Source organism: Streptomyces sp. NPDC025721 (assembly GCF_055558595.1).
The window spans coordinates 605,352-626,993 of record NZ_JBVHMF010000001.1 but is presented as its reverse complement, the minus strand read 5'-3'; the positions used below and the strand labels follow the sequence as shown (position 1 = coordinate 626,993).

Below are 21,642 nucleotides of genomic sequence, written 5' to 3'. Positions count from 1 at the left end.
GACACAGGCAGCACAGGCAGCACGGTCAGTACGTTCGGCACGCTCAGTACGTTCGGCACGCTCAGCACAGGCAGCACGTTCAGCACGTGAGAGCGCGTGCGCAGGTGAGCACGTAGCGCTCGGCAACCCCCTCATCAGGGACGGCTGCGGCGCCCGTCGGCAGGGACGGGGCACCGCAATCCGCGACCATCGCGCCGTCCTCAGCGACCCGTTCCGGGAGCCGCTGTGACGCGCGGGGCGGCGGGACTCGGAACACGTTCCGGGATTCGTCGCACCGCGCGTCGCCGTATACACCCCCGTGTACCACCGCGTACACGCCCCTGCCGGGTTACCCTCATTCGCCAGCGCGCCGATGACCGCAAGTGGCAGGCTGCTGACCATCAGTAGGTTCAGCGTGGAGGTGCACTTCCAGTGGTCGCCAACGTCAATCCCACCGTCAGGCGCCGCCGGCTGGGTTCGGAACTGCGCAAGTTGCGGGAGCAGAAGGGCATGACGGCCGAGGAGGTCGCCGCCCGGCTCCTGGTGTCGCAGTCGAAGATCAGCCGGTTGGAGAACGGGCGCCGGAGCATCAGCCAGCGCGATGTGCGCGACCTGTGCGGTGTGTACGGCGTCGAGGACGTGCGGATCGTCGACTCGCTGATGCAGATGGCCAAGGAGTCGCGCCAGCAGGGCTGGTGGCATGCCTTCGGCGACATCCCGTACAGCGTGTACATCGGCCTGGAGACCGAGGCGGCCAGTCTGCGCGTCTTCGAACCCCAGGTGGTGCCTGGCCTGTTGCAGACCCCGGAGTACGCCGCCGCGATGATCGCGGGCAATCTGCCGGAGGCCACTCCCGAACAGGTCGACAAGCGCGTCAGCGTGAGAATGCGCCGGCAGGAGCGGATCACCGACCGGGACGGGCCGCTGCGGATGTGGGCCGTGGTGGACGAGGCGGCGCTGTGCCGCAAGGTCGGCGACGAGCACGTGATGCGTGACCAGCTTCTGCATTTGGTGGAATTGAGCCATCTGCCGCATGTGACCGTGCAGGTGCTGCCGTTCGAGGCGGGCGCGCACCCCGGTCTGAGCGGGCAGTTCGCGGTACTGGAGTTCACCGACGCGACCGATGCCACGGTGGTCTATCTCGAAGGCGTCAACAGCGACCTGTACTTGGAGAAGGACACCGATGTGCAGGCGTACAGCGTGATGTACGAGCATCTGCGGGCCCAGGCGCTCAGCGCCGAACAGACCCGGCAGTTCATCACCGAAGCGGCGGAACGATACACCCGCTGAAGTGCGGGCGATACGGTACACCCCCGCTCACTCCCATTGGAAGAGTTACTGGGAATATGCCATCCACTTGGGTGAAGTGGCTCACCGGTCCGTGATGTTGGCTAGTAGCGTCGAGCGCGTAGTCAGGCAATGGCGTACCTCGCCGCCGCCATCAGCACAGACCGGAGCAGAGATGGCAATCAAGCTGGGCAGTACTCCCGCGTGGATGAAGTCCTCGCGGTCCACCGGAAATGGCGCCTGTGTCGAAGTGAAGTCCCCGGCCGTCGAGTCGGTCGTGGTCCGCGACTCCAAGGACCCGCAGGGTCCGGTCCTCAGCTTTTCCCCTGAGGCGTGGACCGCGTTCGTCACGGACGTCGACCGAGGCGCGTTCACGATCAACTAGTACAGCGCGCGCACCTTCAGCAGTACCGCAGAAGAGCCCTCTCGTCTGGCCGCCGTCCTAGCCGAGGGGGCTCACTGCTGTCCTGATGTTCCGGGCCGGATGATCAACGCGGCGGACCGGGTGATCCACGCGGCGGACGGGGTGATCAACCCAGCGGACCGGGTGATCACGTCAGCGGATCAACGGAGTTGATCGACGTAGGTGTCCGTGCCGGGAATGGTCGGAATGAAGGGAGCGATGAATTCCACTTTCGCCGAGCGCCCCGCCGAGTCGGTCCGGCCCGCGATCTCGGCGGCGTGACCGGCGAAATGCTCTTCCCACCCCTCGCGTGGATCTTGTTGCAGGAACCACAGGAGAGTGAGCCGGGTTTCGACGCCTTCGACCTGTTTCACATAAGACATCCGGTCGAGCGGCAGCGGAGTGGGCGTGAAGATCACCACCATCGCCGCCGGTGATCCGGCGAGCTTCTTCGGCAGGTGGCGGGCCCGCAGCCATTCCAGCAATTCGTCCCGGCCTTCCGCGGATTCCGCTTCCAGCACTTCGAGGACGAGTCCGCGGTACGGGTGGTCGAGCGCGTGGATGTCGCGCGGACCGGCGGCGCCGTCCCGGTAGACGCTCGCGGCGCGGTCCTGGAAGGCGGTGAAGACGTGGGTGCGGTCGTGGTAGACGCGGGCGTCGCGATTGAGCCGCTTGTTGATGCCGACCGTCCACCGCATGTGCGCGTCGTAGCGGCCCGCGGTGATCCAGTACAGCGACAGGTAGCAGCCCGCGGTGACCGGCCGCGCGACCGCGGAGTCCGCCGGGTACCGCAGGTCCAGCAGCGGCCGCGTGGCCACCCAGCGGCGCCCGGCGTACAGCCAGGGCATCGCCATCGCACCGGCGATGAAGTGGTCGTCCTCGTACCACCGGTTGTACGCGTATTCGTGCCCGGCGTGCGGCTCGACCATGGTGATCAGCGCGTGCCCGACGTCGACGCCGTACGGTCCGACGGCCGCGAGCCGTCCGTACGTCTCGACGTCCGTTCCGCCGTCCGGGCCCGTTCTCACGTCCTCAGCCATGAATCTGACGCTACGTCAGCTCCGGGGAGAAGTGAAGGTGCCCGGATGCTGGAAAGTACCTGGACATGGCAACGATTCTTCGTAGGCTGCCGGACATGACCTCGACCCGAGCCGCCGTGCCCGCCCTCGCTCAACGCGCCGTCTCGGTGGGCGCCTCGCCGGTACGGGAGATCCTGGCGCTGACCGCGCGGCCGGAGGTGATCTCCTTCGCCGGAGGGCTGCCCGCGCCCGAGCTGTTCGACGCGGCGGCCATCGCGGAGGCGTACGCCCGCGTCCTGGCCGAGCAGCCGCACAAGGTGCTCCAGTACTCGACGACCGAGGGCGATCCCGCGCTGCGCGCGGCCGTGGCGGCCCGGCTGAGCGGGCGCGGCCTGGCGACGGGCATGGACGACATCCTGGTGACCGGCGGCTCGCAGCAGGGGCTCGCGCTGATCGCGACCGCGCTGATCGAGCCCGGCGATGTGGTGCTGGTGGAGAACCCGACGTATCTGGCGGCGCTCCAGTGCTTCGGCTTCGCGGGCGCCCACGTGGTGCCGGTGCCGACCGACGCGTACGGGGTGATCCCGGATGCACTGGAGGAGGTGGCGCGCCGGGAACGGCCGAAACTGCTCTACCTGGTGCCCAACTTCCAGAATCCGACCGGGCGTACGCTCCCGCTCGAACGCCGCCGCGCGGTGGCCGAGGTGGCGGAGCGGCACGGGCTGTGGATCGCGGAGGACGACCCGTACGGGGATCTGCGGTTCGAGGGCGAGAGCGTGCCGTGGATCTCGGCGCTGCCCGAGGCCGCCGACCGGACGATCCTGCTCGGCAGCTTCTCCAAGATCATGTCGCCGGGGATGCGGCTGGGCTGGCTGCGGGCGCCCGCGGCGCTGCTGCGCGCCTGCGTGATCGCCAAGCAGGCCGCCGACCTGCACACCTCGACCGTCGACCAGGCCGCCGCCGCGCGCTACCTCGCCGACCACGACCTGGACGTCCATCTGGACCGGGTGCGTACCGCCTACCGCGCCCGGCGCGACGCGCTGCTCGCCGGGCTGCCGGCCGCGCTGCCCTCCGGCAGCACCTGGAACCGGCCCGAGGGCGGCATGTTCGTGTGGGTACGGCTGCCCGCGGGGTACGACGCGACGGCGCTGCTGCCGACCGCGGTCGGTCACGACGTGGCGTACGTACCGGGGTTGCCGTTCTTCGCGCAGGCGCCGGAGGCGGGGGCGCTGCGGATGTCCTTCACGACGCACACGCCGGAGGAGATCGGGGAAGGGCTGCGGCGGCTGGCGAAGGTCTTCGCCTGAGGCCGTTGACAGCAGGTAGCGCGGCGGCCCGCACGAGGAACGGCGCGGCACACCGTACGCACGGACGGCGCGGCGCCGTACGCGTCCAACGGCGCGCGTCAGCGCATCAGTTCGCCCGCGTTGACGAGCAGGGACTGTCCGGTGATCGCGCGGGCGCGGTCGGAGGCGAGGAACACGGCGGCCTCCGCCACATCGCCGTCGGTGGCCAGCTCGGGCAGTGCCATGCGGCGGGCGAGGCGGGCCAGCACCTCGTCCTCGCCGACGCCCTCGGCGCGTGCGGTGAGCGCGACGAAGGACCGCACGGGCGGCCCCCACATCCAGCCGGGCAGCACGGTGTTGACCCGGATCCGGTACGGGCCCAGCTCGCGCGCGAGTGAGTACATCGCGGAGGTGAGGGCGCCCTTGGAGGCCGCGTACGCCGCCTGGCGGACCTGGCTGGGCGCCGCGACCGCGGACTGGGTGCCGATGAACACGACGGAGCCGCCGCGCTCCTGGCGCTTGAGGGCGGGCAGGCACGCCTGGGCGAGCCTGAGCGACCCGAGCAGATTGACGTCGAGCACCCGCTGCCAGACGGCGAAGTCCGCGTCCTCCAGGCCGCCGAAGTAGTCGTCGAGCGCGGCGACCTGGACGACGGCGTCGATCCCGCCGAACCGCTCCTGTGCCAGCGCCGCCAGCGCCTCGCACTGCGCGCCGTCGGCGATGTCGGTGGGCAGCCAGGCCGTCGAGGTGCCCGCGGGGTCGATCTCGGCCGCCGTCTTCGCCAGCCGCTCGGCGGTCCGCGCGCCCAGCACCGCCCGTCCGCCGTCGCGTACGACGGCCGCCGCCACGCGCTGCCCGAGTCCGGCGCCGACGCCGGTCACGACCACGGTCTTCCCCTTCAGCAGCATGTCGGCCTCCGCAACCGTTGTCTGACGGAGCGTCAGAATAGGGCGGACGCCCGCAGGAGGGAAGGCCGCGGCGGTCACGCTCACGTCGGCGATCGGCCGCTCCCCTCTGCGTCCGCACGGGATCCCGTATCCCGGACGGCTGCCTCCTGTGTCCCGCGCGTCCCGCGGGCCTCGTGCGACGTCCAGCGAAGTGTCCGCTCATCGTGGGTTGGTGATCAGGGTCACGACAATGCCAAGGTAAGCAAAGAGCAAGTAAAATCGTTCGGCTTTCTGATCTGAGTTCAGACTCTTGAACGCAGAGACCCTTGACCGGCCCCCCGCGCGAGGGGTTCAATCCCGGAAGTCCCCACTCCCGCACGGGGGCGACCCGCCCGGACCGGCGCCACAGCGAAGTGCGCTCCTGTTCACAAGGCGGACCCCTCTGGAGGGGACATGAACAGTCTCGACTGGACCGTGCTGATCGCGTACTTCGGCGTGATGCTCGCGATCGGACTCTGGTCCCACAAGCGCGTCGACGACGTCGGCGACTACTTCACCGCGGGCGGCAAGATGCCGTGGTGGCTGTCCGGCATCTCGCACCACATGTCGGGCTACAGCGCGGTGATGTTCACCGGTTACGCGGGCATCGCCTACACCTACGGCATCACCTCGTACGTCACCTGGTCCTTCCCGATCGCGCTCGGCATCGCCATCGGCGCCAAGCTCTTCGCGCCCCGGCTCAACCGGCTGCGCTCACGGCTGCACGTGGCCTCGCCGCTCGAATACCTCAAGAACCGCTACAACCTGACGACCCAGCAGGCGCTCGCCTGGTCCGGCGTGCTGCTCAAGATCGTGGACGTCGGCGCCAAGTGGGCCGCCATCGCGACCCTGTTGTCCGTCTTCACCGGGGTCACCATCACCCAGGGCATCGTCATCACCGGCGCGATCACCGCCGTCTACTGCACGGTCGGCGGTCTGTGGGCGGACGCCCTCACCGAACTCGGCCAGTTCGTGATCCAGTTGATTGCCGGGCTCGCGATGCTGGTCGCCGCGCTCAACAAGGTCGGCGGGATCAGCGGCATCTGGAACGTGTGGGACGAGCCCGCGCTCAAGCACCACGCCGACCCGGTCGCGGGCCCGTACACCACCGTCTTCCTGCTGGCGTACCTGTTCATCAAGACCTTCGAGTACAACGGCGGCATGTGGAACCAGGCCCAGCGCTACATGGCCACCGGCTCCGCCCGCGAGGCCACCCGCAGCGCCTGGCTGTCGTCGGCCCTGTGGTTCGTCTGGCCGGTCGTCCTCTTCTTCCCGATGTGGATCTCGCCGCTGCTGGTGCACGCCAAGAAGCCGGACGGCTCGGACTCGTACGGTCTGATGGTCGAACAGCTCCTGCCGCACGGGCTGCTGGGCCTGGTCGTGGTCGGCTTCTTCTCGCACACCATGGCCATGTGCTCCTCCGACGCGAACGCCATCGCCGCCGTCGTCACCCGCGACATCGCCCCGGCCTTCTCGAAGACCGCCCGCGAATGGTCGGCCCATGTCGGCCTGATCGCCGCCCGGTTGACCACGCTGACCTTCCTCGGCCTGTCCATGGCCGTGGCCACCCAGGTCAACTCCCCCACCTTCAAGGACATCATCACCGTCGTCATCAAGTGGGTGGCCGGTCTGATGGGGCCGATCGCGATCCCGTTCATGCTCGGACTGCTGCCGCGCTTCCGCACGTCCGGCCCGACCGCCGCCCTCACGAGCTGGGCGCTCGGCCTGTTCGCCTTCTACCTGCTCAACTACCCCGTCAACGACGCCGTCTCGGGCGGCGTCAACCTCGAATACCAGATCTCGCTCCCGCTGGCCGTCTCGCTCGTCCTCTACATCGTCATCGGCTGGATCAAGCCGGAGGACACGCCGGAACGGGACGCGCTCCTCGCGAAGATCAACTCCGATGACGGGGGCGGCCCCGGACCGGCCTCCGTCTCCCTCCCCGAGCCCTCCTCCGAGCCGACCCCCACCAAGGTCTCGGACTAGGTCCTGTCCGGCGGCTCCCCTTCCCGGGGGGAGCCCCGGCGGGGGCGGTGGTGATCGCCGGACAGGCCCTAGGCGGCCGGGTAGCGGTCGAGCCACGCCGGGCTGGCGCCCGAAGGCCCGTGCAGGGCCGGCGCCTGCGTCATCTCCATGGCGAAGTCGTCGGCGAGCTGGAGCAGCGTGGCGCGCCCTTCCACCTCGGCGATCCACGCGGGCGGCAGCGCCGTCTCCCCGTGCTGGACGCCGAGCAGATTGCCGCAGACGGAGCCGGTGGAGTCGCTGTCGCCCGAGTGGTTGACGGCGAGCAGCAGCCCGTGGCGCACGTCCTCGGCGACCAGGGCGCAGTAGACGCCGATCGCCAGCGCCTCCTCGGCCGTCCAGCCCTCCCCCAGCGCCTCCACGCGCTGCGGCGACGGCATCCCCTGCCGTACGGCGCCCAGGGCGCCCTGGAGCGCGTCGGTCGTCTCCTGGTGGCCGGGGCGGGCGCCGAGCAGGGCGAGGGCGTGCTGGACGGAGCCGTCGAGGGCCTCGCCGCGCGCCAGGCCGTGCACGATGACGGCGAAGGCTCCGGCGGCGAGCTGCCCGGTGGGGTGGCCGTGGGTCTGGGCGGCGCACTCCACGGCGAGCTGGAAGACGAGCTGCGGCTCCCAGCCGACCAGCAGCCCGAAGGGCGCGGAGCGCATCACGGTGCCGCACCCCTTGGAGCCGGGGTTCTTCGGCTCCTCCAAGGTGCCCATCCGGTCGTCGGACAGGCCGCTCAGGCACGCCTCGCCCGGCGCTCGCCGCGCGTAGAGCCACTCCTCGCGGGCCAGCCAGCCGGTGTCCTTGCGGCGCTCGTCGGGCCCCCACTCGGTCTGGGTGGCCGACCAGCGGCGGTAGGCGCGGTGGATGTCGGTGGGCGGGTGCCAGGCGCCGGTGTCCCGGCGCACCTGGGCTCTGATCAGGCCCTCGACCGTGAACATCGTCATCTGCGTGTCGTCGGTGACCGCGCCGCGTCTGCCGTACGCCGGAACGTAGTCGGTGACGCCGTCCGTGCCGTGATTGCGCTGGATCGCCTCGAACGACTCGAACTCGACGCCCGCGCCCAGCGCGTCCCCGATCGCCCCGCCCAGCAGGCAGCCCCGCACGCGGCTGCGGAAGTCCTGCTGCTGCGCGCGACCCCAGACAGCGGTCAAAGCGGTCCCCTTCGATCAACCCCGATCCGAACCCGTTCTGCGCCAGCACGATAGCCGACGTCACCAGGAGCGGAAGGGGGCCCTGGGGTTGGTGACGCCGGTCCGCGAGCGGTGCCGTTCCGATCGGATACGACCGGACGCCGGAAATGCTCTGTCGCGCGACTCAGGGTGTCGGACTGGGGCGCGGGAGCCGGGTCCGCGCGTCGGGCCGCGCGACTCGGGCGTAAGGGACACATACGCGGCTCACGTGCGCGAGAAGACGCCGATGGCGTTGGCGACCGGGCGCTCGACGCCGCCCGACGGGTGGTTGCGTACGGTCACCGCCGCCGCGCCGGGGTCGCGGGCGACCAGCGTCGTGGAACCGCCGCCGTCGAGGTTCACCGCCGAATCTGCACCCAATTCCCTCATGACGGACGCAAGTTCCGCGATGGTCAGGCCCGCGCCGGACTCGGCGGAGCCGTCCAGCGCCAGCAGGTACAGCGTGCTGCCCGACGCGTCGAAACCGGCGGCCGTACGCGTGGCCGCCGTCGCGGTGTCCAGGCCCGCGAGCGGCTGTCCGCCGCGCAGGACGGGGAAGCCGCCGACCGCGAAGACGTACGGCACGCGCGAGAGCGTCGGGGTGAGGCGGCTGTCGACCTCCGCGCGGTCGCCCACGCGCAGGGCGCGCAGTGTGTCGGCGCCCGCGTCCCGGCCGAGCAGTACGGTGCTGCCCGCGGGAATGGCTCCCGCGCCGGGCGCCTGCGCGACCGCCGCGACCCGCCCCTGACGTACCGTCACCTCGTAGGTGTCCGTGCTGCATCCGGCCCCGCGCGAGGTGTCCGTGCCGCAGACCGCCCGCTGCCGGGAGACCGTCCCCCAGTCCGCCGTGTACGCGCCGACGCCGCCGACGGGCAGCGCGTACTGGTTGTAGCCGCCCAGCGGGATGCTCCCCCGCGGGGTGCGCACCGACCCGCGCAGGTCCAGCCGGTCGAGCCGCAGCTTGCGGTCCTTGCCCATGCCGAGCACGTCGTGCGTGGTCTCCCCCGGCGGCATCGCGGGCCCGAAGCGCTGGCCGTCGGGCACGGCGGCCTTGAGGTCCCGGCCGGAACCGATCTCCGGGCCCACCGAGGAGCCGGTCGGCGCCACGCCGGGGTGCTGGTCCTCGGTGATATTGAAGAAGTCGCCGTTCACCGCGCCCACCGCCTGCCGGTCGTCGGCGAGCCCCGACACCGCCTGCCGCGCCGCCACCGACCCCGGCGTCAACAGGTCGAGCCGCGTACGCGATTCGCGCAGATCCACCGCCAGCACATGCCCGTGCACGGTCCCCCGCGAGGCCGCCGCCGAGAACTCCCGGTACTCCACGCCCGGCCCGAGCCGCTCCACCCGCTCGTACGGCGGCCCGCCGCCGGTGCCGCTGTCCGCCGCGACGGCCGACGCCCCCGCCAGTCCCCCGGCGAGCACCCCCGCCGCGACCGCCAGGGCCACGCCCGCCCGCCCGCTCCACGCCACTGCTCCCCCAAGGGTGTCTCAGGTCCCGTGTATCCCACAGGACTCCACCACCCCCGCACTCCCCGCACCGGAACACGGTGAAACGCGGCCATGACGGTGGTGCGAATTCACCCCTCAGGTGCGCGGCGGGCGTCAGTCGCCCAGGACCGGGAGGAGGTCGGGGAGGTGGCCGTCGGAGGCGAGACCGGTGGTGATGCGCTCTTCGGGGACCTGACCGTAGAGGGTGGTGCGCTGGCGGGAGGGGCGGCCCGCGGCCTCGGCGATGGCGACGAGGTCGCGGATGGAGCGGTAGGAGCCGTAACTGGATCCCGCCATACGGGAGATGGTCTCCTCCATCAGCGTGCCGCCGAGGTCGTTGGCACCGGAGCGGAGCATTTCGGCGGCGCCGTCCGCGCCGAGCTTGACCCAACTGGTCTGGATGTTGGTGATGTGCGGGTGGAGCAGCAGGCGGGCCATGGCGGTGACGGCCCGGTTGTCGCGGGCGGTCGGGCCGGGGCGGGCGATGCCCGCGAGGTAGACCGGGGCGTTGGTGTGGATGAAGGGGAGGGTGACGAATTCGGTGAAGCCGCCGGTCTCCTTCTGGATCTCCGCGAGCAGCCGGAGGTGGCCGAGCCAGTGGTGGGGCTGGTCGACGTGGCCGTACATCATGGTGGACGAGGACCGTATGCCCAGCGCGTGGGCGGCCTTGACGACCTCGATCCAGGTGGCGGTGGGCAGCTTGCCCTTGGTGAGGACCCAGCGGACCTCGTCGTCCAGGATCTCGGCGGCGGTGCCGGGGATGGAGTCCAGGCCCGCTTCCTTGGCGGCGGCCAGCCAGTCGCTGATCGACAGGCCGGTGCGCGTCGCGCCGTTGACGACCTCCATCGGCGAGAAGGCGTGCATGTGCATGCCGGGGACGCGGGCCTTGACCGCGCGCGCGATGTCGAAATAGGCGGTGCCGGGCAGGTCGGGGTGGATGCCGCCCTGCATGCACACCTCGGTGGCGCCGACCTGCCAGGCCTGCTCGGCGCGGTCGGCGACCTGGTCGAGGGAGAGGGTGTACGCGTCGGCGTCGGTGCGGCGCTGCGCGAAGGCGCAGAAACGGCAGCCGGTGTAGCAGACGTTGGTGAAGTTGATGTTGCGGGTGACGATGTACGTCACCTCGTCGCCGACGACCGCGCGCCGCAGGTCGTCCGCGATCCGGCACAGCGCGTCCAGGGCGGGGCCGTCCGCGTGCAGCAGGGCCAGCGCCTCGGCGTCGGTGAGCCGGGTCGGGTCGTCGGCGGCCACCGACAGGGCCTGCTTGACGTCGGCGTCCACCCGGTCGGGGACCATGCCGGGCGCGGCCTGCTCGCGCAGTTCGGCCCAGTCGCCGTACACCTCGTCGAAGTCGTCGCGGCGGTCGGCCGTACGTCCTTCGGTGTCGATCGTGCGGTGCAGGTCGGTGCGGCCCGTGGCGGCCGAGGTGAAGCCCTCGTCCGGCTCCTGCCACGGGCGGCCCACGACCGGCGCGTCCTCGTCCGCCAGACCGGTGGCGGGGTCGGCGAGCGCCGTGACGTGCGGGATCAGGCGCGGGTCCAGCCAGGGCTCGCCGCGCTGGACGAACTCCGGGTAGATGGTGAGGCGTTCGCGCAGCGCGAAGCCCGACTCGGCCGTACGGGCGGCCAGTTCGTCGATCTGCGGCCACGGGCGCTCGGGGTTGACGTGGTCGGGGGTGAGCGGGGAGACGCCGCCCCAGTCGTCGATGCCGGCCTCGATGAAGCGCGCGTACTCGCCGTCCACCAGATTCGGCGGCGCCTGGATGCGGGCGGACGGGCCGAGCACGATCCTGGCCACCGCGATGGCCGCCGCCAGCTCCTCCAGCTCCGCGTCCGGCATGCCGCGCATGGCGGTGTCCGGCTTGGCGCGGAAGTTCTGGATGATCACTTCCTGGATGCCGTGGTAGCGGCGGGCGGTCCTGCGGATCGCGAAGAGCGACTCGGCGCGCTCCTCGTACGTCTCGCCGATGCCGATGAGGATGCCGGTGGTGAACGGCACGTTGGACCGGCCCGCGTCCTCCAGGACCCGCAGCCGTACGGCGGGCTCCTTGTCCGGCGAACCGTAGTGCGGGGCGCCCGGCTCCGACCACAGGCGGGTGGCGGTCGTCTCCAGCATCATGCCCATGGACGGCGCGACCGGCTTGAGCCGCTGGAGGTCGGTCCAGCTCAGCACGCCCGGGTTGAGGTGCGGCAGCAGGCCCGTCTCCTCCAGCACCCGCACCGACATGGCCCGTACGTACGCCAGCGTGTCGTCGTAGCCGTGCGCGTCCAGCCACTCGCGCGCCTCGGGCCAGCGCTCCTCGGGGCGGTCGCCGAGGGTGAACAGCGCTTCTTTGCAGCCCATTTCGGCGCCGCGCCTGGCGATGTCCAGCACCTCGTCGGGCGACAAGTACATGCCGTGCCCTTCACGGCGCAGCTTGCCGGGCACGGTCACGAATGTGCAGTAATGACATTTGTCCCGGCACAGCCGGGTCAGCGGAATGAAGACCTTCCGCGAATACGTGATGACGCCCGGCCGTCCCACCGCTTCGAGGCCGGCGTCCCGCAGCCGGGCCGCGGTGCCCGCGAGTCCGGCCAGGTCCTGGCCACGGGCTTGCAGCAGGACGGCGGCCTCGCCCGTGTCCAGGGCGACACCTTCGTCCGCGCGGTGCAGGGCGCGGCGCATGGCATTGGCGGTGGGCGTCGGCGAAGTCATTCTCCGAGGATAGGCGGCCCCGCCGACAATTCGCTGGGGGCTCAGGCCGTCTTCGGCCCGATCCCCCTGTCGGCAATATCACCCGGAGATCGGACCGTCCGAGGAATACTCCGGCTACAAATACTGCGCGTAGTCGTCGAGCGCCCGCAGCACCTCGTCGGTCCCGGCCGGCGGGAGCTGGACGACGATCTCCTCGATGCCGAGGTCGCGGTAGTACGCGAGCTTGCCCGCGTCCGGGCGTACGGCCGTCGGCACCACCTCCGGGCCCTTCTCCCCGCGGCCCGCTTCCCGCCACGCGGCCCGGAGTCCGGGCAGCGACTCACCCAGACCGCCGCCTCCGATCGGCATCCACCCGTCCGCGTAATCCGTCACATGGCTGAAGAGTTTCGGGCCCGCCGCGCCGCCCACCAGGGTGCGCACCCGGCCGCCCGCCGGTTTCGGATACGCCTGGCTGGCCTGCACGGACGCGAATTCGCCCGCATAGGCGACGGGTTCGGCCGCCCACAGCGCGCGCATCGCCGCCATCCGGTCCCGTACCAGCTCGCGGCGGCGCCGCCAGTCCACCCCGTGGTCGGCGGCCTCCTCCACATTCCACCCGAAGCCCACCCCCAGCGTGAACCGCCCGCCCGACAGGTGGTCGAGCGTCGCGATCTCCTTCGCCAGCACCACCGGGTCGCGCTGCGCCACCAGCGTGATCGCCGTCCCCACCTCCAGCCGCTCGGTGACCGCCGCGACCGCGCTGAGCGCCACGAACGGGTCCAGCGTCCGCCCGTACTCCTCCGGCAGCGGCTCCCCCGCCGGATACGGCGTCGCCCGCGACACCGGAATGTGCGTGTGCTCCGGCAGATAGAGCCCGGCGAACCCGCGCTGCTCCAACTCCCGCGCGAGCCGCACCGGCCCGATGGTCTGATCGGTCAGGAAGATCGTGACGGCGATCCGCACGGGCACCTCCGGTGGATTGTCGACGGATACCGGGTGTGAACGTACATCTCAGCCGTCCGAGGTGGCGGCCCTGAGACCGCGCCGGTCGGTGAGGACTTTCTCCCAGGCCGCGAGTGACCGGTCCCGGTCCGTCCAGAACTCCCGCCGGGGAACGGCGGCGTCGAGGCCGCGTACCTCCAGCCAGCGCTGGGCGATCTCCCCGAGGCCGGGGTGACAGTCCTGTTCCTCCACATGGCTGATCAGCTCCTGCCCCGCGGCGAGGACCTCGGCGTCCGTGCCTTCGACGGCGGCGAGGAACAGCTTCACGGTCAGCACCATCCACCGGTCGGCGCCGCCACCGCTGCGCGCCAGCATCTCCTCACCGTTCGTCAGAAGTGTCAATACCTCCGCGGCCGGTTCGCGCCCGACGCGTGCCGCCGCCCGCCAGATCAGCGTCTGCGCCACACCGACCGGCGTTCCGACGTCCTGGTTGACCTCATGGGCGTGCTCCAGCACCGTCTCGGCGTCCAGCGGACGGGCCAGCGACAGCACCATGCCCAGGTGGCGGTAGCTGGTGTCGCGGGACATGCCCGCGGCGGCCAGTTCGGCGTCGTCAGCCACCTTGCGGAGATATCTCTCGGCCGCCGCGAAGTCCCCCTGCAGAAAACTGAACTGGCCCAGGAGATCCTGGGACTGCGCGCGGCGGAAGCCCAGAGGGCTGTCGCAGTGGGGCAGCGCCCAGGTCTGGAGCCGCCGTCCGTCCCCCCGGAGCCATTGGATCCAGGCCAGGTCCTTCTCCGCGTTCTCCCGCAGGGGTCCGGGCTCGGCGGCGACCTCGGCGGTCAGCCGTTCCGCCTCGGCGTACCGGCCGAACTCCTCCAGCGTCTTGGCCAACCGGTGCGAGATGAAGAGGCGTTGGTACGGTCCGAGACCCGGATGGGCCAGCGCCGCCTCGGTCAGCGACAGGGCCGCTGTGCGGTCGCCAGCGCTGCGCGCGGCCATCCCCTGGCAGGTGAGCGCCAACGCTCCGGCGGGGTGACTGCCGGACTGCACAGGCCAGTTCCGGGTCCCGGTGAGCACCGCCCCGAGGCCGCACAGGTCGACACCGTAGGCAAGGTCGTACAACCAGTCGGGGACACGGCTCGTGTTCAGTGTGAGGAGCCCGGCGGTGGTGAAGCCCTCGCCCAGTTCGCTCCTGTCGGTCGACGTCGGATTTCTGACCCCGCCGCGCAGCCGATCCCGGAGGTGTTCCAGGACTCGTTCGGCCGCGCCGCGCCACTCCTCCTGCGACCAGGCGTCGTCCGTGTTCCCGTCGTGGAGACGGACGGCGTTGCGGACGTACTCGTCCACGGTGTGTGTCAGCCACCTCGACGAATCGCTCTGCACCAGGGGGCGTTCGAGGAATCGCCGTACGACGGCGTCCGCCACGCTCGGGACCGCCGCCCTCAGCACGTCGGCGTCGAAGCGCTCGGCGAGAGAGGCGGCCCGCAGAAGCGCGCGCTCTTGCGCGGACAGATCACGCATCACACGGATCACCATCTCGGCGAAAGTCCCTCCGAATTGTTCCACCGCGGGGACGCGGCCTTCCGCGCTCAGTTGGTCGAAATACTCGGCCGACAATTCCAGATACAGCGGTACCCCGCCTGCCGCGTCGACAATCCGACGCCGCAACGGTGCCGGAATGGCGGGCTCCCCGTCCCTGGTCAGGCGAAGCCGCAGGTAGGTGTCGGCGTAGTCCTCCTCGAGCCCCGACAGCCGGTGCTGCATGGCCGGAAGCGTGCCGGGGTCGGTGACCAGACTCGGCCAGTAGTTGGGCCCCGAGTAGTGGATGGCCGGGTGATGACCGTCGCCCCAGGTCAGCCGGTTCCGCCCCGTGATGAGGAACAGTACGTTCGGCATCAGGTAGACCAGCCGGGCCAACCGGTCCTCGAGCCCACCCGCTTCCCGGCGCCTCCCGTCGACCCGCTCGAACGTGTCGAAGAAGATGACGACGTCCAGGGATTTCCTACGGCGGTACTCGGCCAGATCCCAGGACAGGAGAGCCGGCAGGAACGGCAGCATGTCCGCAGGCGACTCGACATCCAGCAGTTCGGCGAATCCGGGACATTCTGCGAGCAGCCGGTCTTTGCGCAGATGCTCGCGGATCCTGCCCACCAGAATTCCCGCGGCCCGCCGGGCCACACCCGCGAGGGGTATCGGGCCGAGCAGCGCATCCAGTGTGCCGTCCAACTGTTCGGCCAGCGACAGGGATTCACCGAGCCTGCCGAGCGAGGAATTCCGCGCTATCGCGGCCTCGAGAGGGACACCCGGATGGCAGCGCCGCCAGTACACGGCGAAGGCCAAGTCGAATGCGGGGCAGGAACGCATCACCTCACCGAGCGTGCCCCGCACGGCGATCACCGCGGTCTCCAGATCGGCCAGGGAGCTGTCCTCCAGGTCGATCCGGCAGGTCACGCGCCGTTCAGGACCGTCCGCCGACGCCCCGTCCAATTCCCCTTCGCGTAATCGCCGTTCCAACTGCCGGGACAGCGTCGACTTCCCGATTCCGCCCAACCCGTAGAGGACGAGGACATTGTGCCGAGGCGGCGCCGACGAACCGGCAGCGGCGGGATGGTCTCGCAGCCCCCGCAACGCCTCCTCGAACGCCGTCACATAGCGGACACGATCGACGAATACGTCACCCACGGTAACGGGTGATGTTCTCCGCTGATCGAAGATTCGGTCGAGTTCCATCGCGTCGGCCCGTCCCTCCCCGGCCGAGCACTGCCCGGCCAAACGGTCGCAGTTCCCCCTCCCGGCAGCCTAGCTTCAGTGAACGGCTCAAATCCAGAGCGTTATCGGCGCATCACTGAGCGCGTCCGGTACGCGGTACGCCCTTACTGGCCGTCGGCCTCCCGAAACCCCGACGGCACCGTCACGCTCGGAGGACTACCAGGCGCCGTGGTGGGCGAGGCCCAGGGTCAGGGCGGCTGCCGCGGTGGCGAGGAAGACGATGCCGCCGAGGATGTCGCGGGAGCCGACGCGGAGGTGGGCGGTGACGGCGCCGATGAAGTAGAGGATGAGGCCGCAGGCGGCGAGGGTGCCGAGGACGGGGACGGCGAGCCCGGCCAGCAGGCCGACCGTGCCGGCGGCGAGCAACGCGCCGAGGACGGGCACCCACTTGCGGGGCAGGCCCTTCATGTCGGCCTGGGTCTTGGGGTATTCGTGGCCGATGAGGTAGGTGACGGCGGCGGCGCCGTTGAAGAGGGCGCCGAGGATGGTGACCGTCAGATAGGCGGCGAACACGGCAGCTCCGCTTCTGTGCGTGACACGTCGGGGTGACACCTCGTACGGGAAGGCTAAGGCGCCCCCGCCGAGCGGGAGTTGACCGTGAGTCGCACGCACTTGGCACGGCGTGAACCGCGCGGGCGGCTACGCGGCGTTGACCGTCAGCACGATCTTGCCCCGTACGTGGCCCTCCTCGCTGAGGCGGTGCGCCTGTGCGATGTCGGCGAGGGGGAACGTCCGGGCGACGGGCAGCGAGAAGCGGCCCGCCTCGATCAGCGGGCCGATCTCGGTGAGGACGTAGAGGGCCCGGCCGCTGTCACCGCGGCTGAAGGTGACGCCGTGCTCGCGGGCGCCGAGGAAGTCCGCGAGGGTGACGACGTGGCCGGGGCCGCCCGCGAGGGCGATGAGTTCGGGGAGGGCGCCGCTCCCGGCGACGTCGAGGGCGGTGTCCACGCCGTCGGGGGCGAGCGCGCGGACGCGGTCGGAGAGACCGTCGCCGTACGAGACGGGTTCGGCGCCGAGCGAGCGGAGGAAGTCGTGGTTGGCCGGGCTCGCGGTGCCGATGACGCGGGCGCCGCGCGCCACGGCGAGCTGCACGGCGGCGGCGCCGACGCTCCCGGAGGCGCCGTTGATCAGGACGGTGCCGCCGCGGACGCCGAGCTGGTCCAGGCCGCGCGCCGCCGTCTCGACGGCGGACGGCAGCGCGGCGGCCCCGGCGAAGTCGAGCGACGCCGGGATCGGCGCGTAGAAGGAGAGCACCGCCAGCTCGGCCTGCGCGGCGCCCTCGGCGCAGAGGCCGAACACGCGGTCGCCGACGGCCACATCGGTGACCCCTTCGCCGACCTCGTCGACGACGCCCGCCGCCTCGTACCCCAGGGTCTGCGGAAGCTCCTCGTCCATGAGGCCCTTCCGCTTCTTCCAGTCGCTCGCGTTGAGTCCCGCCGCGCGTACCGCGATACGGATCCGGCCGGGGCCCGGGTGCGGATCGGGAAGGTCCACGATCTCCAGGACCTCGGGTCCCCCGAACCGGCTGAAACGGGCCGCCTTCATCACTTCGCTCCGATCTCGGCGCACGGGGGCAGGAGGGCTGGAGCCAGGGGTGCCGCGAATGCCGCGCGTACGCGCCAGTCTGTCAGTCCCCCCGGGCCCGGGGCCCAGGACCGGAGTCCGACGCGACGACGGATGCGAAGACCGACGGGACGACCGACGCGACGACCGACGCGACGACCGACGCGGACCGGCGGCCGTACCTCATCGTCCGCCTCCAGCGGGGTGAGCGCGACGCCCCGCCCGCGCAGCGCCCAGCACGGCAGCGCCCAGCACGGCACCGGCCCCGCGGTCCTCCGCCGCTCAGGGGGTGGTTCGGACGGTTGCCGTGTCGCGGCCGGATCTCAGGACGGTGCCGGGGACGGCGCCGGTGACGGTGTCGTCGCGGATCGTCTCGACGCCGTTGACGCGGACGCTGAGGATGCCGGTGGCGCGGGAGTCGAGGCGGGGGCTGTCGCCGGGGAGGTCGTGGAGGAGGGTGGCGGGGCCCGCGTCGATGCGTTCGGGGTCGAAGAGGACGAGGTCGGCGGCGTTGCCCGGGGTGATCACGCCTCGGCCGCGCAGGCCGAAGAGGCGGGCGGGGTCGGCGGTGAGCATGCGGACGGCGCGTTCCAGCGGGAGGAGTTGGCGTCCGCGCAGGCAGTCGCCGAGGAAGCGGGTGGTGTACGGGGCGCCGCACATCCGGTCGAGGTGGGCGCCCGCGTCGGAGCCGCCGAGCATGACGTCCTCGTGGTCCCAGGTGCGGCGGCGCAGCGCCCAGGAGTCGGGGTCGTTGTCGGTGGGCATCGGCCAGAGCACCGTGCGCATGCGGTCGTTGGCGCAGATCTCGACGATCGTCTCGAAGGGTTCCTGCCCGCGTTCGGCCGCGATGTCGCGGACGACCCGCCCCGACACCCCCTGATTCGCGTCGCTGTACGTGTCGCCGATCACGTAGCGGCCGAAGTCGGCGAGGCGGCGGAAGACCCCGGCCTCGGGGCTGGTGGCGCGGCGCAGCATCTCGGCGCGTACGGCGGGCTGCCGCAGCCGCGCGATGCGTTCGGGGACGGGCAGGGCGAGGATGTCGCCCCAGCCGGGGATGAGGTTGAGGGCGCAGAAGGTGCCGAGCGACATGTTCATGGGGGTGAGGATCGGCATGGTGAGGGCGACGATCCGGCCGCCCGCCTTGCGGGCCCGCTCCGAGGCGAGGAGCTGGCGCGGGACGCGTTCGGGGACGGCGGCGTCGATGGTGAGGACGTTCCAGTTGAGCGGGCGCCCGGCGACGGCGCTCATCTCCACGAGCAGGTCGATCTCCTCGTCCGCGAACTGGTCGAGGCAGCCCGCCACGATGGCCTCGATCTGGGTGCCCTCGTGTTCGCCCACCGCCCGTGACAGGGCCAGGAGTTCGTCCGGCCGGGCGTGCCGGGACGCGACCGGCCGTCCGTCGCCGTCGGAGTGCGTACTGGACTGCGTGGTGGAAAGGCCCCAGCCGCCGGCTTCCATGGATTCGTGGAAGAGCCGCAGCATGGCGTCGAGTTGGTCCCGCGTGGGCTGTCCGCCGACCGCGTCGGCGCCCATGACATGGCGGCGCAGCGCGCAGTGGCCCACCATGAAACCGGCGTTGACGGCGATCCGCCCCTCCAGGGCGTCGAGGTAGTCGCCGAAGGACGACCACGTCCAGTCGACGCCCTCTTCGAGCGCCGCCAGCGACATGCCCTCGACCTTGGACATCATCCGCCGGGTGTAGTCGGCGTCTTCGGGCCGGTCGGGGTGGAGCGGCGCGAGCGTGAAGCCGCAGTTGCCGCCCGCGACGGTGGTCACGCCGTGGCTCATCGAGGGCGTGGCGAAGGGGTCCCAGAAGAGCTGGGCGTCGTAGTGGGTGTGCGGGTCGACGAAGCCGGGGGTCAGGACGAGGCCGGTGGCGTCCTCCTGGGAGCGCCCGCTCTCGCCGAGGCCGCCGGGTTCGGCGACGGCCGCGATCCGGCCGCCGCGCAGCGCCACGTCGGCGGTACGGGAGGGCGCGCCCGTGCCGTCCACCACGGTGGCGCCCTTGATCACATGGTCGAACACGGGTGTGCTCCTCTCGTACGTCGCGCTGGTGCGTGCCGCCCGGTCGCGTTACGCCGCCGCCTGCCGGAACCGGGTCGTGCGGTGCACCGGGTCGGTGTCGATGACGGGTATGACGTGCTCGCCGATCAGCTTGATCGTGTTCATCGTGTCCTCGTAGCCGATGCCGATCGGCAGCCCGAAGGTCAACTGGTCGGCGCCCGCCTGCTCCCAGCGCTTGCACTGCGCCAGCACCTCGTCGGGGTTGCCGCAGATCATCAGCTCCTCGGAGATGAGCAGATCGATCAACTCCTCGGTGTAGTCCGGGAGAAGCTCGGGCCAGACGGGGATGCCGTCGGGGCGCGGGAAGGTGTCGTGGTAGCGGAAGAGCAGCGACTGGAGGTAGTTGAGGCCGCCGCCGACGGCGATCTGCCGCGCCTTCTCGGTGGTCTCTGCGCAGATGGCGGTCGAGGTCACCATCACGTTGTCGTTGACGAAGTCGCCGACCGGCTCGGCCTGCCCGATCGCCGACTTGTACGACTCGACGACCCACTCCATGTCGGAGACCTTCTGCACGCTGAAGCCGAGCACGCCCAGGCCCTTGCGGGCGGCCATCGCGTACGAGGGCGGCGAGCCGGCCGCATACCACATCGCCGGGTGGGAGCGGCCGTACGGCTTGGGCAGGATCTTGCGCGGCGGCAGCGACCAGTGCTTGCCGCTGAAGCCGGGGTACTCGTCCTGGAGCCACATCTTGGGGAACTCCGCGATGGTCTCCTCCCAGATCTCCTTCGTGTGGTTCATGTCGGTGATGCCCGGCATGAACCCGAGGATCTCGTGGCTGCCCGCGCCGCGCCCCGAGCCGAACTCGAAGCGTCCGCCGGAGAGATGGTCGAGCATGGCGACCTTCTCGGCGACCTTCACCGGGTGGTTGACCGGCGCGAGCGGGTTGAAGATGCCGGAGCCGAGGTGGATGCGCTCGGTGGCGTGGGCGAGATAGCCGAGGAAGACGTCGTTGGCCGACAGGTGCGAGTACTCCTCCAGGAAGTGGTGCTCGGAGGCCCAGGCGTACTTGAAGCCGGAGCGGTCCGCCTGGATGACGTACTCGGTCTCCTCGATCAGCGCGTGGTGCTCGGCCTCGGGGTCGGCCTTGGCCCGCGCGGCGGGCACATATCCCTGTACAAAGAGCCCGAATTCCAAGGGGTCACCATCCTCCGGTTTCTGACGCTCCGTCAGATCTGATCCGACTCTTCCACCGGCACGGTGGGGCGTCAATAGCTGATGGACCGTCAGATACGCTCGACGGCGGACTCAGAGCGCCGCGACTCCCGCCAGCCAGCCGCCGTCGATGACGAACGGCTGCCCGGTGACGTACGAGGAGTCCTCACTGGTCAAGAAGAGCGCGAGCCTGGCGATCTCGTCGGCCCGGCCCATCCGGCCCAGCGGCAGCAGCTTGCGGTAGAAGCGGGCGGTGGCCGCCGCCATCGCCTCCTGGTCGGCGGCCGGGTCGAGCACCGCGGGATTGGCCATCGGGGTGTCCACGGCGCCGGGGCACATCGCGTTCACCCTGATCCCGTGCGGCGCCAGCTCCAGCGCCGCCACCCGCGTCATGGCGACGATCGCCGCCTTCGTCGCCGCGTACGAGGTGAGCAGTGCCATGCCGCTGAGCGCCGTGTACGACGCGGTGTTGACGATCGTGCCGCCGCCCGCGGCGGTCAGCGCGGGCGCGCAGGCCCGCATGCCGAGGAAGGCGCCCACCTGGTTGACCCGGACGACCTGGAGGTACTCCTCCAGCGGGGTGTTCGCCAACGCGTTGAAGCGCAGGATCCCGGCGTTGTTGACCAGTCCGTCGAGGCCGCCGAACTGCTCGTCGGCGTACGCCAGCGCCGCCGTCCAGTCGTCCTCGCTGCCGACGTCGAGCCGGGTGTAGCGGGCCGCGTCGCCGATCTCCTCGGCCAGCGCCGCGCCTTGGTCGTCCAGCACGTCCGCGAGCAGCACGCGCGCGCCCTCCGCGGCGAAGAGCCGGGCCTCCTGCTCGCCCTGGCCGCGCGCGGCGCCGGTGATCAGGACGGTACGGCCGTCGAGCTTGCCCATCCGGGCCTCCGGGGGTGGTGGGACAACGGGGGGTCA

The 21,642-nt window shown here is 71.1% G+C and carries 16 protein-coding genes; 4 read left to right on the top strand and 12 right to left on the bottom strand.

Annotated elements, in window-relative coordinates; translation table 11 throughout:
• The first annotated feature begins 411 nt into the window (after window positions 1-411).
• Window positions 412-1,269: a helix-turn-helix domain-containing protein gene (locus ACZ4EF_RS02770; RefSeq protein WP_355337730.1), complete on the top strand. Its 858-nt coding sequence runs from the start codon at window positions 412-414 to the stop codon at window positions 1,267-1,269.
• A gap of 172 nt (window positions 1,270-1,441) precedes the next feature.
• Entirely contained in the window at window positions 1,442-1,651 is a 210-nt protein-coding gene (locus ACZ4EF_RS02765) for a DUF397 domain-containing protein (RefSeq protein WP_355337727.1), read from the top strand.
• 179 nt (window positions 1,652-1,830) lie between these two features.
• Here ACZ4EF_RS02765 and ACZ4EF_RS02760 read toward each other — a convergent pair whose 3' ends face one another.
• Window positions 1,831-2,709 carry a hypothetical protein gene (locus ACZ4EF_RS02760; protein WP_391162405.1) on the bottom strand — a complete coding sequence of 293 codons (879 nt, stop codon included), beginning with the start codon at window positions 2,707-2,709 and terminating at the stop codon, window positions 1,831-1,833.
• A 95-nt stretch (window positions 2,710-2,804) separates the two neighbouring features.
• Here ACZ4EF_RS02760 and ACZ4EF_RS02755 point away from each other — a divergent pair, with 95 nt between their 5' ends.
• Window positions 2,805-3,995 carry an aminotransferase-like domain-containing protein gene (locus ACZ4EF_RS02755; protein ID WP_467502396.1) on the top strand — a complete coding sequence of 397 codons (1,191 nt, stop codon included), beginning with the start codon at window positions 2,805-2,807 and terminating at the stop codon, window positions 3,993-3,995.
• A 98-nt stretch (window positions 3,996-4,093) separates the two neighbouring features.
• Here ACZ4EF_RS02755 and ACZ4EF_RS02750 read toward each other — a convergent pair whose 3' ends face one another.
• Window positions 4,094-4,882, bottom strand: a complete 789-nt coding sequence (locus tag ACZ4EF_RS02750) for an SDR family oxidoreductase (RefSeq protein WP_355337718.1) — start codon at window positions 4,880-4,882, stop codon at window positions 4,094-4,096.
• Between the two features lie 432 nt (window positions 4,883-5,314).
• Between ACZ4EF_RS02750 and ACZ4EF_RS02745 the strand changes: the two genes are divergently transcribed.
• Window positions 5,315-6,886 carry a sodium:solute symporter family protein gene (locus ACZ4EF_RS02745; RefSeq protein WP_401716380.1) on the top strand — a complete coding sequence of 524 codons (1,572 nt, stop codon included), beginning with the start codon at window positions 5,315-5,317 and terminating at the stop codon, window positions 6,884-6,886.
• Between the two features lie 68 nt (window positions 6,887-6,954).
• Here ACZ4EF_RS02745 and ACZ4EF_RS02740 read toward each other — a convergent pair whose 3' ends face one another.
• From ACZ4EF_RS02740 to ACZ4EF_RS02695, 10 genes are all read right to left on the bottom strand, one after another.
• Window positions 6,955-8,058: an ADP-ribosylglycohydrolase family protein gene (locus tag ACZ4EF_RS02740; RefSeq protein WP_355337713.1), complete on the bottom strand. Its 1,104-nt coding sequence runs from the start codon at window positions 8,056-8,058 to the stop codon at window positions 6,955-6,957.
• Window positions 8,059-8,301: 243 nt separating this feature from the next.
• Window positions 8,302-9,522: a phosphodiester glycosidase family protein gene (locus tag ACZ4EF_RS02735; RefSeq protein ID WP_467502394.1), complete on the bottom strand. Its 1,221-nt coding sequence runs from the start codon at window positions 9,520-9,522 to the stop codon at window positions 8,302-8,304.
• Between the two features lie 156 nt (window positions 9,523-9,678).
• Complete coding sequence (locus tag ACZ4EF_RS02730; RefSeq protein WP_391043257.1) at window positions 9,679-12,258, bottom strand: bifunctional FO biosynthesis protein CofGH; 2,580 nt, start codon at window positions 12,256-12,258, stop codon at window positions 9,679-9,681.
• A gap of 114 nt (window positions 12,259-12,372) precedes the next feature.
• Entirely contained in the window at window positions 12,373-13,200 is an 828-nt protein-coding gene (locus tag ACZ4EF_RS02725; RefSeq protein ID WP_355337704.1) for a TIGR03619 family F420-dependent LLM class oxidoreductase, read from the bottom strand.
• Between the two features lie 48 nt (window positions 13,201-13,248).
• A complete protein-coding gene (locus ACZ4EF_RS02720) occupies window positions 13,249-15,864 on the bottom strand; it encodes a hypothetical protein (RefSeq protein WP_467502392.1) in 2,616 nt (871 codons plus the stop codon).
• Window positions 15,865-16,107: 243 nt separating this feature from the next.
• Complete coding sequence (locus ACZ4EF_RS02715; protein ID WP_391043251.1) at window positions 16,108-16,464, bottom strand: DoxX family protein; 357 nt, start codon at window positions 16,462-16,464, stop codon at window positions 16,108-16,110.
• A gap of 126 nt (window positions 16,465-16,590) precedes the next feature.
• Window positions 16,591-17,496 carry an NADP-dependent oxidoreductase gene (locus ACZ4EF_RS02710; RefSeq protein ID WP_355337695.1) on the bottom strand — a complete coding sequence of 302 codons (906 nt, stop codon included), beginning with the start codon at window positions 17,494-17,496 and terminating at the stop codon, window positions 16,591-16,593.
• Between the two features lie 300 nt (window positions 17,497-17,796).
• A complete protein-coding gene (locus ACZ4EF_RS02705; protein ID WP_467502390.1) occupies window positions 17,797-19,539 on the bottom strand; it encodes an N-acyl-D-amino-acid deacylase family protein in 1,743 nt (580 codons plus the stop codon).
• 48 nt (window positions 19,540-19,587) lie between these two features.
• A complete protein-coding gene (locus ACZ4EF_RS02700; RefSeq protein WP_391043245.1) occupies window positions 19,588-20,712 on the bottom strand; it encodes an LLM class flavin-dependent oxidoreductase in 1,125 nt (374 codons plus the stop codon).
• A gap of 111 nt (window positions 20,713-20,823) precedes the next feature.
• Window positions 20,824-21,606, bottom strand: a complete 783-nt coding sequence (locus ACZ4EF_RS02695) for an SDR family NAD(P)-dependent oxidoreductase (RefSeq protein WP_391162415.1) — start codon at window positions 21,604-21,606, stop codon at window positions 20,824-20,826.
• Between the last annotated feature and the right edge of the window lie 36 nt (window positions 21,607-21,642).

Excerpts from the sequence above, each read along its gene's own strand:
- ACZ4EF_RS02765 (WP_355337727.1), top strand. The coding sequence starts at position 1,442 with ATGGCAATCAAGCTGGGCAGTACTCCCGCGTGGATGAAGTCCTCGCGG.
- ACZ4EF_RS02760 (WP_391162405.1), bottom strand. The coding sequence starts at position 2,709 with ATGGCTGAGGACGTGAGAACGGGCCCGGACGGCGGAACGGACGTCGAG.
- ACZ4EF_RS02755 (WP_467502396.1), top strand. The coding sequence starts at position 2,805 with ATGACCTCGACCCGAGCCGCCGTGCCCGCCCTCGCTCAACGCGCCGTC.
- ACZ4EF_RS02750 (WP_355337718.1), bottom strand. The coding sequence starts at position 4,882 with ATGCTGCTGAAGGGGAAGACCGTGGTCGTGACCGGCGTCGGCGCCGGA.
- ACZ4EF_RS02745 (WP_401716380.1), top strand. The coding sequence starts at position 5,315 with ATGAACAGTCTCGACTGGACCGTGCTGATCGCGTACTTCGGCGTGATG.
- ACZ4EF_RS02730 (WP_391043257.1), bottom strand. The coding sequence starts at position 12,258 with ATGACTTCGCCGACGCCCACCGCCAATGCCATGCGCCGCGCCCTGCAC.
- ACZ4EF_RS02710 (WP_355337695.1), bottom strand. The coding sequence starts at position 17,496 with ATGAAGGCGGCCCGTTTCAGCCGGTTCGGGGGACCCGAGGTCCTGGAG.
- ACZ4EF_RS02695 (WP_391162415.1), bottom strand. The coding sequence starts at position 21,606 with ATGGGCAAGCTCGACGGCCGTACCGTCCTGATCACCGGCGCCGCGCGC.